Here is a 14,070-nt window from a genome sequence, read left to right as displayed (position 1 = left end):
AGATGGTCCGCATGACTCTCGCGGAGTTCGACACACGCCGGAAGACCGTCGACACCGACCGTGGACCGGTCAGCTACCTCGATTCCGGCGCCGGCCGGGTGGCGTTCTTCATTCACGGCGTCGGGACGTCCGGCTATCTGTGGCGCAACGTGATCCGTCAACTCGAGGACGAACGACGGTGCATCGCCCTGGACCTCCCGCTGCACGGTCGCACCCCCGCCGCACCCGATCAGGACTTCACGCTGGGCGCACTGGCCGACGTCGTCGCGGCCACCTGCGACGCGCTGGGTTTGGGGAAGGTCGACGTGGTCGCCAACGACACCGGCGGCGCTCTCGCGCAGATCTACGCCGCCCGGCACCCCGACCGGTTGTCGACGCTGACGCTGACGAACTGCGACACCCAGGACAACGTGCCGCCGAAGGCATTCCTGCCGGCCGTGCTGCTGGCCCGGGCCGGACTGCTCGCCCGCATTCTGCCGCCGTTGACGCGGAAGGTGACGAGGGCTCGTAAGCTGTTGTACAGCACCGGATATCAGAACGTGCGTTCGCTGCCGGAAGAGGTCGTGGCGGCGTACGTCGAGCCGCTGCTCGGCACCCGCGACCGCGCGTTGCTCTTCCAGCGCTGGATCGCCTCCCTGCATCCGCGCGATCTGCTCGCGGTCGAGTCGGACCTCGCGGCGCTCGAGGTGCCCACGCTCATCGTGTGGGGCACCGGGGACCTGTTCTTCCGGACCTCGTGGGCCTACCGCCTCCGCGATCTCATTCCGGGAGCGCGGGAAGTCGTGGAGATCCGGGGCGGCAAGCTGTTCTTCCCCGACGAGCGTGCGCGGGAACTGGTCGTCGAACTGCGCAGATTCTGGGCGGCCCGGTCCTGAGCCGTGCTCAGCGCAGCGGGTCGAAATGCCGCATGACGGCGGGAACCTCGCCCCCGGTCATGGAGTCGGCCATCATGCGTCCGGTCAGCGGGCCCAGCGCGATGCCCCACATGCCGTGGCCGCCCGCCACGTGCACACGGGGGGAGCGGGTGGCGCCGACGAGCGGAAGTCCGTCGGTGGTGCAGGGCCGGGATCCGACCCACTCCTCTCGCCGCGATTCCCAGTCGATGCCGGTGAACATGGGCGTCGCGGCCGCGATGATCGCCTGCACCCGGCGCGGGTCGAGAGGTGCGTCGGGACTGCGGAATTCCATCATTCCGGCGACGCGGAAACGGTCGTGCAGCGGGGTGCACGCCACGCGCTGGGTGGGGAAGTAGATGGGGTTCTTCGGCATCTGCTCGGGCTGGACGCTGAAGCTGTACCCGCGGCCGGCCTGCACCAGGGCGCGGACACCGAACGGGCGGGCGAGAGTATTGAGGTGTGCGCCGCCCGCGAGGACGACGGAATCGGCGGTCACCGTGTCGCCGGAAGCCGCGACCAGCCGGACGCCCGACTGCCCCTGATCCTGCACCGTCGCGACGTCGAAGCCGGACCTGATCTCGCCGCCCCGGGCGCGGACGGCGTCGGCGAGCGAATGCACGAAGCGCGGCGGGTCGATGAAACGCTGGTTGCGCAGCCGCAGACCGGAGTGCACGCCGTCGCCGAGACTCGGCTCGAGAGAGTGGATCTCGTCCCGGTCGACGCGGTCGTACTCGACCTCGCCGCCCGCGGCCTCGACGTGACGGAACTCGTCGACGAGCGCTTCCCGGTCCTCGTCCGACTTGAACGCGGTGAGGAACGGGTCGGCGAGATGCGTGTGCTCCCGGACGCCGCCGTCCGCGAGTTCGTCGTAGGCGCCCAGGGAGATCCGGTTGACCTCGGCGTACACCTTCATCGCGTCCGCCCACCGGGACGGCGTGCAGTGCCGGGCGAAACCGACGAGGAAACGCACCAGCCGCAGATCCGTCGTGAACGGCACATAGACCGGCGAGGACGGATTCAGCATCGCGCGCAGGCCGTACCGCAGCACGGCCGGTTCGGGCAGCGGCAGCGTCAATGCCGGTGCGAGCCAACCCGCATTGCCCCACGACGCGTCCGCCGCGACACCCGCACGGTCGACGACGGTGACGCGCACGCCACGCTCCTGGAGGAACCACGCCGTGGACAATCCGACGACGCCTGCTCCGACGATCGCGACATGGTCAGGGCGCTGCACTGTGCTCATGACTCCATCATCGGCGGGCGACGGAGCCGGGGCAGTAGCCGTTCGGCCAATCCCGGACAGCGCCCCCTGTGCAATCGGCCAGGGGGCACAAATTCCCCCAGCGGTCACCGATCCCGCAGTCCCGTCAGCTTCAGGTGGAGCATCAGAATGAGCCGGGTGTCCGCGTCGGTCAGGTCCACGTCGCACGAATCGACGCAGCGCCGCAGCCGATTCCTCAGCGTGTTGGGGTGCACGTGCAGCGCCGCGGCGGCATCGGCGACGTCGCCGCCGTGCGCCAGGAAGGCGCGGGCCGTGGCGACGAGATCCGTGCCGTGCTGCTCGTCGTGCCGAGTGAGCGCCGCGAGCGGGGTGAGCTCGCCCAGGCCGTCGAAGATGTCGGCGACGCGCAACGCCAGCACGGACGCGAGACTGTCCCGCATCGTCCCGGCGACACCACCGGACCGGGCGTGCTGCAGCACGGTGAGTACCCGGTCGGCGTCCCCGCGCGACAGGTGTGCCTGGCTGGCCGTGCTCACCTCGCGTCCGACGGCGACCACGAACGTAGCTCCGCTGCGGGCGCGACCGAGGAAGTCCTCGGCGAGGCGCCGGACGTCCTTCTCCGACGCGGCGATGACCACGTAGATGACGTCGTCGAGCTGGGCGGCCACCGAATCGACCGCCAGTGTGTCGAGGTACAGGCCGAGGGAGGCGAGCAGACCGGACGGCAGCGGGCGCCCGATCGCGACGGGGGCGGCCGCCGCGACCGTCAGCCGTCCCTCCAGCCGGAGGTCGTCGGCGGCACGGAAGGCGGGCTCGCCGCCGTTGATCAGCGCGCGGACGCGGTCGACCTGCATCCGGCGCGTCACGTCCACTCGTTCCCGCTCCGCCGCGATGTGCTCGGCGACGACCGGGACCGCGGACCGCAGGATCGATTCCTGTTCCGGGGTGGGGGCCGACGTCATCGCCGCCCAGATCGACCCGACCGACCGTCCCGCGTCCCGCACCGCGATCACCGCGCGGGGAGTCATGTCCGGCAGTCCCATGTCCACGTAGAAGACGTCGGTGTCCCGGTGCAGGCGCTCGAAGACGCCCGCATCCTCGAGGAGTTGCCGGTACTTCCCGGGCACCTGCCGTCCCAGGATGGTCTCGATGCGCGCTTGGTCCACGGCCTGCTCGCCGCTCGAATAGGCCAGGACCGTCGAGTTCTCGTCCTCGATCGTGATCGGGGCCCCGATCAGCTCGGCCAGCGACCCCGCCACCGTGAACAGGTCTTCACCGCGCAGGTCCATGGGTGCGAGCCTAGTTGCCGGCCGCGGTCCGGCCGGGTCTTCGCCGCCGTCCCGTGTCGTCGAGACACGGCCCTCTTCGGTCCTGGCGGTGGCCACCAGTCACGGGCATTGTGGGGGTATGGCGGCGACGCAGGGCGGAACCGGAACGATGACCGCGTGGCGCGTGGTCGCTCCAGGCCCCGTCACGGGCCACCCGCTGGAACGGGCGAGCGAGCCGATACCCGAGCCGGCGCCGGGCGAACTTCTCGTGAAGGTTCTGGCGTGCGGAGTGTGCCGCACCGACCTGCACGTGACCGAGGGGGATCTTCCCGTGCACCGGCCCCGGGTGATTCCCGGCCACGAGGTGGTGGGGGAGGTTGCCGCACTAAGTGATTCGGTGACCGAATCGTTCGCCGTCGGGGACCGGGTGGGCATCGCCTGGCTGCGGCACACGTGCGGACGGTGCGCGGCCTGCCTGCGCGGCGCGGAGAACCTGTGCAGGCAGTCGCAGTACACGGGATGGGACGCGGACGGCGGGTACGCCGAATTCGCGACGGTCCCGGCCGGCTACGCGCTGCACCTGCCGGCGGGGTACACGGACACCGAACTCGCCCCGCTGCTGTGCGCCGGGATCATCGGCTACCGGGCACTCGAGCGCGCCGCGGTCCCCGTCGGAGGCGTGCTCGGCATCTACGGGTTCGGCGGCAGCGCGCACCTCACCGCCCAGGTCGCGTCGGCGCGCGGCGCCCGGGTGCACGTCATGACGCGAGGGGCGGAGGCCCGGGCATTGGCGGGACGACTCGGGGCGACGTCCGTGCAGGGCGCGCGCGACACACCGCCGGAGCCCCTCGACTCGGCGATCCTGTTCGCCCCGGTCGGCGACCTGGTGCCCGTCGCGATGGAGGCGCTCGCCGACGGCGGCACCCTCGCCGTCGCCGGAATCCACCTCACCGACATTCCCGCGCTCGAGTACCAGCGGCACCTGTTCCGGGAACGGCAGATCCGCAGCGTCACTGCCAACACCCGTTCGGATTCCGTCGAATTCCTGCGCATCGCAGCGGAACACCGGCTGAGCATCGACACCCACCCGTACCCACTCGACCGCGCCGATCGGGCCCTGAAGGATCTGGCAGGCGGAAAGTTCAGCGGTGCAGCAGTTCTCGAGCCGTAGAGGGAGAGAGATATGAGCGAACACGCAGGGGCACCCGTCGTCGTCGGTATCGACGGGTCCCGGGCCGCGCTCGACGCGGCGCGCTGGGCCGCGGGCACGGCGGTCCGGCTCGGCGCCCCGCTCCTGCTCGCCCACACGTACCCGGACGAGGCCACGTTCTACAACGGCACCGCGATGATGATCGACGCCCAGTTCATCCAGGAACTGCGCGAGGACGGCAACTCGATGCTCGACGCCGCCACCGCCGCGGCCCTGCAGGATCAGCCCGGACTCGCCGTCGAGCGCGACGTCCGATCCGGCACCGCGGCATCCCACCTGATCGAGCTGTCCCGGGCGGCGCGGATCGTGGCGGTCGGCGCGCAGGGTGCGGGTGCGGTCACCGACTATCTCCTCGGATCCACGGTCCTCCGGACGGTCAATCACGCGCACAGCCCGGTCGCGGTGGTCCGGGGAGAGCCTGCGCCGGCCTCACCGGACGCCCGCCCGATCGTCGTCGGCGTGGACGGCAGCCAGGTCAGTGAGAAGGCCGTCGAGGAGGCGTTTGCGCTCGCGTCCGCGTTCGGGGTCGGTCTGGACGCGGTGCACGCATGGAGCGGGGAGAAGCAGCACGGACTCGCGCACGCGTCGAAGTACGTCGACTGGGCCGCGTACGAAGAAGGGGAGAAGGCCGTCGTGTCCGAATGCCTCGCCGGGATCCGGGACGAGTATCCCGACGTACCGGTGACCGAGGTGACGACACAGGGCGCGTCCGCCGACGTCCTGCTGCGGCACGCGGCGACCGCGCAACTGCTGGTCGTCGGAAGCCACGGCCGGGGCAAGGTGATGGGTGCCCTGCTCGGATCCGTCAGCCAGAATCTCGTGCATCACGCTCCCTGTCCCGTCCTCGTCTGCCGGACTCGGCAGTGACGCCGGGATAGGCTCCTGTCATGGCTGGGGTCGAGGGTGTCCTGCTCGATATAGACGGTGTGCTGGTCACTTCGTGGCATCCGATCGACGGCGCCGCCGCCGCGGTGCGGGAGGTGCGCGAGCGCGGACTCGCGTGCGCATACCTCACCAACACGACGTCGAGGACGTGCGACGAGGTCGCGGACGGCCTCCGGTCGGCGGGCATCGAAGCCGACTCCAGCGAGATCGTCACCGCGGCCCGGCTCACCGCCGAGTACGTCCGGTCGACCTACCCCGGGTCGCGGGCCTGGGTCCTCAACAGCGGCGACATCACCGCCGATCTGTCCGGGATCGAACTGGACGACGACGACCCGGAGGTGGTGATCCTCGGCGGCGCCGGGCCCGAATTCACCCACGACGCACTCAGCCGCGTGGTCGAGTTGATGCTCGACGGCGTCCCCGTCGTCGCGATGCACCGGGGCACCACGTGGGCCACCCACGACGGGCTGCGCATCGACACGGGCACCTACCTCCCCGGGATGGAGGAGGTCGCGGGAACCAACGTCGTGTCGGTGGGCAAGCCGTCGCTCGCCGCGTTCCTCACCGCCACCGATCTGATGGGCACGGGACCGGACGTGACGATGATGGTCGGCGACGATCTGACGGGTGACGTCCTGGCTGCGCAGCGGGTGGGACTCATCGGTGTGCTGGTGCGGACGGGCAAGTTCCGCCAGTCGATTCTGGACCTCGCCGCGCAGCGACCGGACCACGTCGTCGACTCCGTCGCGCAGCTGCCGAAGCTCCTCGACGAACTCGCCTGAGCGGGGTCCGGGACTAACCGGCCCGGAGCGGGTACTCTCGCGGCGAATCCTCCAATTCGACGTTCCCAGAAGGAGCTTCCATGCTCGCTGTCTCCACCCCCGTCACCTCGACCGCCTCGGCATCGCGTACTCGTATCTCGTCTCTCTTCGGCCGACGGCTGGCACGTGTGGGAGCGGCGATGGCCGTGGGTCTGGGCGTCGCGGCGGGAATCTCGGTGGCCGGCGCAGGCGTCGCCGGTGCCGCCCCCGTCAACTGCGTCTCGCCGCCGTCGGCCAACGACGTCCAGGTGTCGGACACCGCGAGCTGCGGCGCCAAGGCGACCGAGGCCGGCACCGCCCACGCGATGGCCGCGGACAGCGGCACCGCGGTGAGCGTCGCCAACGGGCACAGCGGCGCCACCACGTACGCCAACGGATACGGAACGTCTCTCGGTGCGGCGACGGGCTCGGGTCAGGCGTACGCCGTCTCGCTCGGCGGCGGCATCGCCCGTTCCGGCGCGGCCGACGGCACCACCACCGTCGCGATCGCGGGCTGGGGTTCGGGCGCGACGGCCGACGCGAACGGCGTGGACTGCGTCGGCGCGCTGTCCCTCGCCTTCAACCTGAACACCGGTCAGGTCTGCGCGATGCGCTGATCGCGCCGGCACAGCGCTTCCGTCCCGACCTTGCACTCACCCTGTTCGAGTGCTAAAAATGCACTTGGCACTCGCCACGGGTGAGTGCCAGGTCGGGACGGTGAGACCGGGAACCACAGACACCCCTGGTCGTCCGTCGCGGGCACCGAACTCGGCCGAAGGCGTAAATGAGGCGACCCGACTAGCGGTCGCCTTGTGTGTCACCCCCAATCCGGAGGATCACTTCGCAATGGCCAAGATCATCGCGTTCGACGAAGAGGCCCGTCGCGGCCTCGAGCGGGGACTCAACGCCCTCGCCGACGCAGTCAAGGTGACGTTGGGCCCCAAGGGTCGCAACGTCGTGCTCGAGAAGAAGTGGGGCGCCCCCACGATCACCAACGATGGTGTGTCCATCGCCAAGGAGATCGAGCTCGAGGACCCCTACGAGAAGATCGGTGCCGAGCTGGTCAAGGAGGTCGCCAAGAAGACTGACGACGTCGCCGGCGACGGAACCACCACCGCTACCGTTCTCGCCCAGGCTCTCGTCCGTGAGGGCCTCCGCAACGTCGCTGCCGGCGCCAACCCGCTGGGTCTGAAGCGCGGCATCGAGAAGGCCGTCGAGGCCGTCACCGTGCGTCTGCTCGAGACCGCCAAGGAGATCGACACCAAGGAGCAGATCGCTGCTACCGCTGGTATCTCCGCAGGCGACCCGTCCATCGGCGAGCTCATCGCCGAGGCCATGGACAAGGTCGGCAAGGAAGGCGTCATCACGGTCGAGGAGTCCAACACCTTCGGCCTGCAGCTCGAGCTCACCGAGGGCATGCGCTTCGACAAGGGCTACATCTCGGCGTACTTCGCCACCGACCCGGAGCGCCAGGAAGCCGTCCTCGAGGACGCGTACATCCTGCTCGTGAGCTCCAAGATCTCCACGGTCAAGGACCTGCTGCCGCTGCTGGAGAAGGTCATCCAGTCCGGCAAGCCGCTGGTCATCATCGCCGAGGACGTCGAGGGCGAAGCCCTGTCCACCCTGGTGGTCAACAAGATCCGTGGCACCTTCAAGTCCGTGGCCGTCAAGGCTCCCGGCTTCGGTGACCGTCGCAAGGCTCAGCTCGCCGACATCGCCATCCTCACCGGTGGCGAGGTCATCAGCGAAGAGGTCGGCCTCTCCCTGGAGACCGCCGGACTCGAGCTGCTCGGCCAGGCACGCAAGGTCGTCATCACCAAGGACGAGACCACCATCGTCGAAGGCGCGGGAGACCCCGAGGCCATCGCCGGTCGCGTGTCCCAGATCCGCGCCGAGATCGAGAACAGCGACTCCGACTACGACCGCGAGAAGCTGCAGGAGCGCCTGGCCAAGCTGGCCGGTGGCGTTGCAGTCATCAAGGCCGGCGCTGCCACCGAGGTGGAGCTCAAGGAGCGCAAGCACCGCATCGAAGATGCCGTGCGTAACGCCAAGGCTGCCGTCGAAGAGGGCATCGTCGCCGGTGGTGGCGTGGCGCTGCTGCAGTCGGCTCCCGCACTGGACGACCTGAAGCTCGAAGGTGACGAGGCCACCGGTGCGAACATCGTTCGCGTCGCCCTCGAAGCACCGCTGAAGCAGATCGCCTTCAACGCGGGCCTCGAGCCCGGCGTCGTTGCCGAGAAGGTTCGCAACCTGCCCGCAGGTCACGGCCTCAACGCCTCGACCAACGAGTACGGCGACCTGCTCGAAGCCGGCATCAACGACCCGGTCAAGGTCACCCGCTCCGCGCTGCAGAACGCAGCGTCCATCGCGGCTCTGTTCCTGACCACCGAGGCCGTCGTCGCCGACAAGCCGGAGAAGGCCGGAGCGCCCGTGGGCGACCCGACCGGCGGCATGGGCGGTATGGACTTCTAAAGGCGGCCACGCCTACCGTGCGTGGCTGAGGAGTCCTCGGACTCGTTCACCGCGCACGGGCACGAAGTGCTCCGAAAGAGCCCGGGACACCAACTGGTGTCCCGGGCTCTTTCTCGTCTGTGCGTCGTTTGCCGGGTCCGTTTCACGGCCACAGTGCTTTTCGGGGTTGTGTTCTCGTCTCAGTGTCCGGCAGGCATCAGCATCCAGGCGGCGAGGTAGACGAGGGCCGCGGTGCCGCCGGTGACCAGGGTGGCCACCACGGTGAGCAACCGGACGAGGTTGACGTCCACCGAGAAGTATTCGGCGATGCCGCCGCAGACGCCTGCGAGCATCTTCTGGCTGTCGGAACGGGTGAACTGGCGGGGAGTGTTGCTGTCGAATGTCATGCCTCCATCCTGTTCGGCGGGACCGGCCCGCACCATCGGGATGTACCCCGATCTCTACCCTGGTCTTTCACCCTGAGCAGTGACGACGCGCCCAGGAACTCCGAAATCCCACTCTTCGGGTCAAATTGGTGTAATAATGAAGAATTTTTTTGCGTCATCCATTTTTCTGGACAAATGAGATGCGCGTACCACGGCCACAGAAGAGATGTGCGAAATTCGCCAACTCTTCGTTTCTTCGGAGGGGAATTCAAGGGAAACGACAAGAAAATGCCCGGAAACGGTGAATCGAGGTATGTTCTGTCGCTCTTCGATTACGGGATCGGGAATCCGGGGGTCGAGGTCTCGGCGTATTCCCTGGTGGTGCGGCGTGTTTCGGAGGTAATTGGGGATTAGCCGGTGTTTGATCAACGGTTCTTCGTTAAGTCAACGATCGCAAATGTTTACCACTTCGTGCTTATTCGGAGCGAAAACTCGGGTACAAATGACGGAGCCCCTGATCGCAGGGGGAGTTCGAAAATCCACTGCGTCGAATAGGAGTAATACTATGTCCGACAGCCTTTTGGGTCTGCTCGAAGCGCTCACCACACTGATCGGCTTCCTCGGGTCCGTCGGGGGATAGGGACACCCCGTTTCGACCCCACTTCTGAACGAGAGCTGGAGTTCGCATGACATCATGTGGGCTCCAGCTCTCGCCTCTACGGAGTCGGGCAGGCGACGTCGCAGCGAAGGAGAACGATGGTCAACCGCACTGCAGCGGGTAGGTACGGGGTGCGCTTGGCGCTCGCGGTCGCTCTGACGACGGCCGTTCCCTGCCTCGGGGTCCAGGCGTCCGCTTCCGCAGATCCCGCCGAAGACGCCACTGTCGCGGACGGCGGCTCCCACCTGGTGAGCACCGACCCGATCGACGACCGGCAGTCGACCATTCACGTGTACTCGGCGTCCATGGACCGCGAGATTCCGCTGCGGGTGATCACCCCCGCGGACACGAGCGCGCCGAGGCCGACGCTCTACCTGCTCAACGGTGCGGGCGGCGGCGAGGACTCCGCCACGTGGCAGGCCCGGACCGACGTCGTCGACTTCTTCGCCGACAAGAACGTCAACGTCGTCACGCCCATGGAGGGCGCGTTCAGTTACTACACGGACTGGGAGCAGACCGACCCGGAACTGGGCAACAACAAGTGGACGACGTTCCTCACGAAGGAACTTCCGCCGATCGTCGACTCCGCGCTCGACACCAACGGCGTCAACTCGATCGCCGGCATCTCGATGGCCGGCAGCTCCGTGCTGAGCCTGGCGCAGTCGGCGCCCGACCTGTACCAGAGCGTCGGCGCCTACAGCGGGTGCGCGATGACCAGTACCGACCCCGGTCGCGCGTACGTACGTATGGTCGTCGAGGGTCGCGGCGGCGGCGACACCGCCAACATGTGGGGTCCTGAAGACGGTCCGGGGTGGGCCGCCAACGACCCGTACATCAACGCGGAGAAGCTGCGCGGACTCGACATCTATGTCAGCAACGGATCCGGGCTGCCCGGGGCGGGCGATCAGCTGAACGCACCGGGAATCAACGGCGACATCGGGACGCTCGCCAACCAGATCCTCGTCGGCGGCGCCATCGAGGCCGCCACCAACCAGTGCACCCACGCGCTGGCGGACAGACTGAACGAACTGCAGATTCCTGCGACGTTCGACTTCCGGCCCACCGGCACCCACTCCTGGACCTACTGGCAGGAAGACCTGCACAAGTCGTGGCCGATGCTCGCCGCGTCGATCGGCCTCTAGCGTCCGGTCTCGGAACAGAATCGACCCCCGCAGATCCCGGATCTGCGGGGGTCGAGCCGTCTAGTCTGACGAAGTGGAGACAGTACCGATCCAGATGCCCGACGGAACCACCACTCCGGTTCGCCTGTTTCCCGGCCCGGACGACGCCTCCGTGATCGTGGTGTTTCCCGGCCTGGGAATTCCCGCCGGCTACTACGAACCCTTCGCCGAGGAACTCGTGTCCCGGGGATTCAACGCGGCGATCGGCGAACTCCGCGGCCAGGGCGACAGCCGCCCCCGCCCGAGCAGCGACAGCACGTACGGCTACCACGAACTGGTGGCCCTCGACTTTCCCGCGATTTTCGAAGTGGTGCGCGAGCGTTTTCCTGCGGCGACGCCGTTCCTGCTGGGGCACAGCATGGGCGGTCAGCTCGGTGTGATGTACGGGGCACGGATCCGGGGCCGGCTCGGCGGAATCGTGCTCGTTGCGTCCGGGTCGCCGTATCACCGCGGGTTCCCCGGGATCCATGCCCCGAGGATGCTCGTCGGTGCCGCGGCGATGTCGATGACCGCCAACCTGGCCGGGTTCTGGCCAGGCGACAAACTGGACATCGGCGGGTTCGGGCGGCAGTCGAAGGTGCTGATCACCGATTGGTCGCGATTCGCCCGCACCGGCAGGATCGAACCCGACGGAGCCGACATCGACTACGAGGAACGCATCGCCCGGCTGACACTGCCGGTGCTGTCCGTGACGGTCGAGGGCGACGATCTGGCGCCGGAATCGGCGGCGAAGAACCTCCTCGCGAAACTCCCCAACGCCGACGTCACGCTGTGGCACCAGCCGCAACCACTCGGCCACAACGGGTGGATCCGCGAGCCGGCGAGCACCGTCGACCGGATCGTCGACTGGATCCACGACCACACCTGACCTGTGAGTACTTCTTAACCGCGGGCGGTTGAGAAGTACTCACAGGGGGTCAACGGGTGAGCTGCTCCCACAGGAACGTGAACGTGAGCGCCGATTTGAACGCGGCCTGCGCGTTGTCCGCGGCCCCGCCGTGCCCGCCCTCGATGTTCTCGTAGTACCAGACCTCGTGACCCTGCTCCTCGAGCAGCGCCGTCATCTTGCGGGCGTGGCCGGGATGGACGCGGTCGTCGCGGGTGGAGGTGGTGACGAGGATCGGCGGGTAGTCCGCCGCCGGGTCGGTGTTCTGATACGGCGAGTACTCGCCGATGAACTTCCAGTCGTCCGGGTTGTCCGGATCGCCGTACTCGGCCATCCACGACGCCCCGGCGAGCAGCAGGTGGTACCGCTTCATGTCGAGGAGCGGAACCTGGCACACGATCGCGCCGAACAGTTCCGGATAGCGGGTGAGCATGACGCCCATGAGCAGCCCGCCGTTGCTGCCGCCCTGGATCCCGAGCTGCTTCGACGTGGTGATACCCCGGGTCACGAGGTCGCGGGCGACCGCGGCGAAGTCCTCGAACGCCTTGTGCCTGCCCTCCCGCACCGCCTGGGTGTGCCACGACGGGCCGTACTCGCCGCCGCCGCGGATGTTCGCGACCACGTACGCGCCGCCGCGTTCGAGCCACGCGAACCCGACCGACCCGCTGTACCCGGGGACCATCGAGTTCTCGAAGCCGCCGTATCCGTACAGCAGGGTGGGGCAGGGTCCGGTCACGTCGTCGCGGCGCACGACGAAGTAGGGGATCTCGGTTCCGTCGTCGGACACCGCGAAGTGCTGCGACACCGACATGCCGTCCGCGTCGAAGAACGAGGGTGCCTGCTTGACGGGTTCGAGCGCACCACCGACGGATCCGTACAGCAGCGTCGCAGGCGTGGTGAATCCGCTGGAATTGACGAAGAAGTCGTCGCCGGTGCGCGGGTCGGTGCTGATGACCCCGCTCGCCGTGAGTTCCGGGACACCGTCGAGAGGCTTCTCCTCCCACCCGGTGTCGTTCGGCGTGAGCACCGACAGCTTGGTCTGCACATCCGACAGTCGCACGAGGAGGAGGTGGTTTTTCGTCCACGTTCCCTGTTCGAGGGACGTGTGCTCGTCCGGCGTGAACAGCGGCGTCAGCTCACGGGACCCGGCGAGGAAGTCGGCGTAGTTCGCGGCGAGCAGCGACCCGGCCGGGTAGACGGTGCCGTCCACCTCCCAGTCGGTGCGCGGACGGATGGTCAGCCACTCGCGGTACACGGACGAACCCGCGTCGTCCGGGGTGTCGATCCGGACCTTCGACCCGTCGGGGAGCAGTTCGTAGCGTTCGGAGTTGTAGAAGTCCATCGACCGGCCGACGAAGTGCCGCTCGTACCCGGGGGTGTCGTCGTACGACGCGCCGACGGACACGTCGGTGGTCTCGCCCTCGAAGACGGTGACCGCTTCGGTGAACGGGGTGCCGCGATGCCAGCGTTTCGCGATTCTCGGGTAGCCGGAGTCGGTCATCGAGCCCTCGCCGAAGTCGGTCCCGACGTACACGGTGTCCTTGTCGATCCAGCTGATGCTGGTCTTCGCCTCGGGGACGTCGAACGCGTGGTCGCCGCCGACGAATTCGCGCTTCTCGAGGTCGAATTCGCGCACCACGGACGCGTCGGCGCCGCCGCGGGAGAACGACAGCAGGGCACGCGACTGCTCGGGTCGCAGCACGCTCGCGCCTGCCCACACCCAGTTCTCGCCCTCCCGTTCGGCGAGTGCGTCGACGTCGAGCAGGACGTCCCAGTCGGGGTTGTCGGTGCGGTACTGCTCCAGGGTGGTGCGCCGCCAGATGCCGCGCTTGTGTTCGCCGTCGCGCCAGAAGTTGTACAGGTACTCGCCGCGCATGCCCGCGTAGGGGATCCGGTCGTCCGTGTCGAGCACGTCCAGGATCCGGCTCTCCAGCGCGGAGAACCCGGCGTTCTCGGTGTACTCGGCGAGCGTGCGGGCGTTGCGTTCCCGGACCCAGTCGAGTGACCGTTCCGCGGTGACATCTTCGAGCCAGAGGAAGGGATCCGTCATGGCGCCATTCTTGCAGGCGGTGTCGTGCCTGGTCGCGGCGGGAAAGGTGTGACGGATGAGGCTACCCGCGAGTAACGCGACCGCGTGGAGACAGCGAATCGGGACGGGACTACCCTGAACAACCGTGACCTCACACTATGACGTCGTTGTCCTCGGAGCCGGTCCCGGTGGGTACGT

At 68.2% G+C, this 14,070-nt stretch carries 12 protein-coding genes; 8 read left to right on the top strand and 4 right to left on the bottom strand.

Annotation, left to right across the window (positions count from 1 at the left end; genetic code table 11):
- The first annotated feature begins 11 nt into the window (after positions 1–11).
- Positions 12–875: an alpha/beta fold hydrolase gene (locus P3H15_RS35980; RefSeq protein WP_276141611.1), complete on the top strand. Its 864-nt coding sequence runs from the start codon at positions 12–14 to the stop codon at positions 873–875.
- 7 nt (positions 876–882) lie between these two features.
- Here P3H15_RS35980 and P3H15_RS35975 read toward each other — a convergent pair whose 3' ends face one another.
- Both P3H15_RS35975 and P3H15_RS35970 read right to left on the bottom strand, forming a co-directional pair.
- Entirely contained in the window at positions 883–2,139 is a 1,257-nt protein-coding gene (locus P3H15_RS35975; protein WP_276141610.1) for an FAD-binding oxidoreductase, read from the bottom strand.
- A gap of 104 nt (positions 2,140–2,243) precedes the next feature.
- Positions 2,244–3,407, bottom strand: a complete 1,164-nt coding sequence (locus P3H15_RS35970) for a helix-turn-helix domain-containing protein (protein WP_276141609.1) — start codon at positions 3,405–3,407, stop codon at positions 2,244–2,246.
- Between the two features lie 148 nt (positions 3,408–3,555).
- Between P3H15_RS35970 and P3H15_RS35965 the strand changes: the two genes are divergently transcribed.
- The 5 genes from P3H15_RS35965 to groL all read left to right on the top strand — a co-directional run bounded on the left by P3H15_RS35965 (position 3,556) and on the right by groL (position 8,753).
- Complete coding sequence (locus P3H15_RS35965; RefSeq protein WP_276141650.1) at positions 3,556–4,557, top strand: zinc-binding alcohol dehydrogenase family protein; 1,002 nt, start codon at positions 3,556–3,558, stop codon at positions 4,555–4,557.
- A gap of 12 nt (positions 4,558–4,569) precedes the next feature.
- Entirely contained in the window at positions 4,570–5,463 is an 894-nt protein-coding gene (locus P3H15_RS35960) for a universal stress protein (protein ID WP_276141608.1), read from the top strand.
- Between the two features lie 20 nt (positions 5,464–5,483).
- Positions 5,484–6,263: an HAD-IIA family hydrolase gene (locus P3H15_RS35955; protein ID WP_276141607.1), complete on the top strand. Its 780-nt coding sequence runs from the start codon at positions 5,484–5,486 to the stop codon at positions 6,261–6,263.
- An 80-nt stretch (positions 6,264–6,343) separates the two neighbouring features.
- Positions 6,344–6,898 carry a DUF6764 family protein gene (locus P3H15_RS35950; protein ID WP_276141606.1) on the top strand — a complete coding sequence of 185 codons (555 nt, stop codon included), beginning with the start codon at positions 6,344–6,346 and terminating at the stop codon, positions 6,896–6,898.
- 229 nt (positions 6,899–7,127) lie between these two features.
- The gene (gene groL / locus P3H15_RS35945; RefSeq protein WP_005251801.1) at positions 7,128–8,753 is read left to right on the top strand and encodes a chaperonin GroEL; all 1,626 of its coding nucleotides are present in this window, start codon (positions 7,128–7,130) and stop codon (positions 8,751–8,753) included.
- 179 nt (positions 8,754–8,932) lie between these two features.
- Here groL and P3H15_RS35940 read toward each other — a convergent pair whose 3' ends face one another.
- Entirely contained in the window at positions 8,933–9,139 is a 207-nt protein-coding gene (locus P3H15_RS35940; RefSeq protein WP_072948529.1) for a PspC domain-containing protein, read from the bottom strand.
- Positions 9,140–9,874: 735 nt separating this feature from the next.
- Here P3H15_RS35940 and P3H15_RS35935 point away from each other — a divergent pair.
- Complete coding sequence (locus P3H15_RS35935) at positions 9,875–10,918, top strand: alpha/beta hydrolase family protein (protein ID WP_276141605.1); 1,044 nt, start codon at positions 9,875–9,877, stop codon at positions 10,916–10,918.
- Between the two features lie 73 nt (positions 10,919–10,991).
- Positions 10,992–11,825 carry an alpha/beta fold hydrolase gene (locus P3H15_RS35930; RefSeq protein ID WP_276141604.1) on the top strand — a complete coding sequence of 278 codons (834 nt, stop codon included), beginning with the start codon at positions 10,992–10,994 and terminating at the stop codon, positions 11,823–11,825.
- Between the two features lie 49 nt (positions 11,826–11,874).
- Here P3H15_RS35930 and P3H15_RS35925 read toward each other — a convergent pair whose 3' ends face one another.
- A complete protein-coding gene (locus P3H15_RS35925; RefSeq protein WP_276141649.1) occupies positions 11,875–13,950 on the bottom strand; it encodes a prolyl oligopeptidase family protein in 2,076 nt (691 codons plus the stop codon).
- Positions 13,951–14,070: the final 120 nt, after the last annotated feature.

It is taken from the genome of Rhodococcus sp. T2V, assembly GCF_029269925.1.
In the GTDB taxonomy this organism is placed as follows: domain Bacteria; phylum Actinomycetota; class Actinomycetes; order Mycobacteriales; family Mycobacteriaceae; genus Rhodococcus_F; species Rhodococcus_F koreensis.
This window is presented reverse-complemented; position numbering and strand designations above follow the sequence as displayed.

Excerpts from the sequence above, each read along its gene's own strand:
- P3H15_RS35950 (WP_276141606.1), top strand. The coding sequence starts at position 6,344 with ATGCTCGCTGTCTCCACCCCCGTCACCTCGACCGCCTCGGCATCGCGT.
- P3H15_RS35940 (WP_072948529.1), bottom strand. The coding sequence starts at position 9,139 with ATGACATTCGACAGCAACACTCCCCGCCAGTTCACCCGTTCCGACAGC.
- P3H15_RS35970 (WP_276141609.1), bottom strand. The coding sequence starts at position 3,407 with ATGGACCTGCGCGGTGAAGACCTGTTCACGGTGGCGGGGTCGCTGGCC.
- P3H15_RS35975 (WP_276141610.1), bottom strand. The coding sequence starts at position 2,139 with ATGAGCACAGTGCAGCGCCCTGACCATGTCGCGATCGTCGGAGCAGGC.
- P3H15_RS35965 (WP_276141650.1), top strand. The coding sequence starts at position 3,556 with ATGACCGCGTGGCGCGTGGTCGCTCCAGGCCCCGTCACGGGCCACCCG.
- P3H15_RS35955 (WP_276141607.1), top strand. The coding sequence starts at position 5,484 with ATGGCTGGGGTCGAGGGTGTCCTGCTCGATATAGACGGTGTGCTGGTC.
- P3H15_RS35935 (WP_276141605.1), top strand. The coding sequence starts at position 9,875 with ATGGTCAACCGCACTGCAGCGGGTAGGTACGGGGTGCGCTTGGCGCTC.
- P3H15_RS35960 (WP_276141608.1), top strand. The coding sequence starts at position 4,570 with ATGAGCGAACACGCAGGGGCACCCGTCGTCGTCGGTATCGACGGGTCC.
- groL (WP_005251801.1), top strand. The coding sequence starts at position 7,128 with ATGGCCAAGATCATCGCGTTCGACGAAGAGGCCCGTCGCGGCCTCGAG.
- P3H15_RS35980 (WP_276141611.1), top strand. The coding sequence starts at position 12 with ATGACTCTCGCGGAGTTCGACACACGCCGGAAGACCGTCGACACCGAC.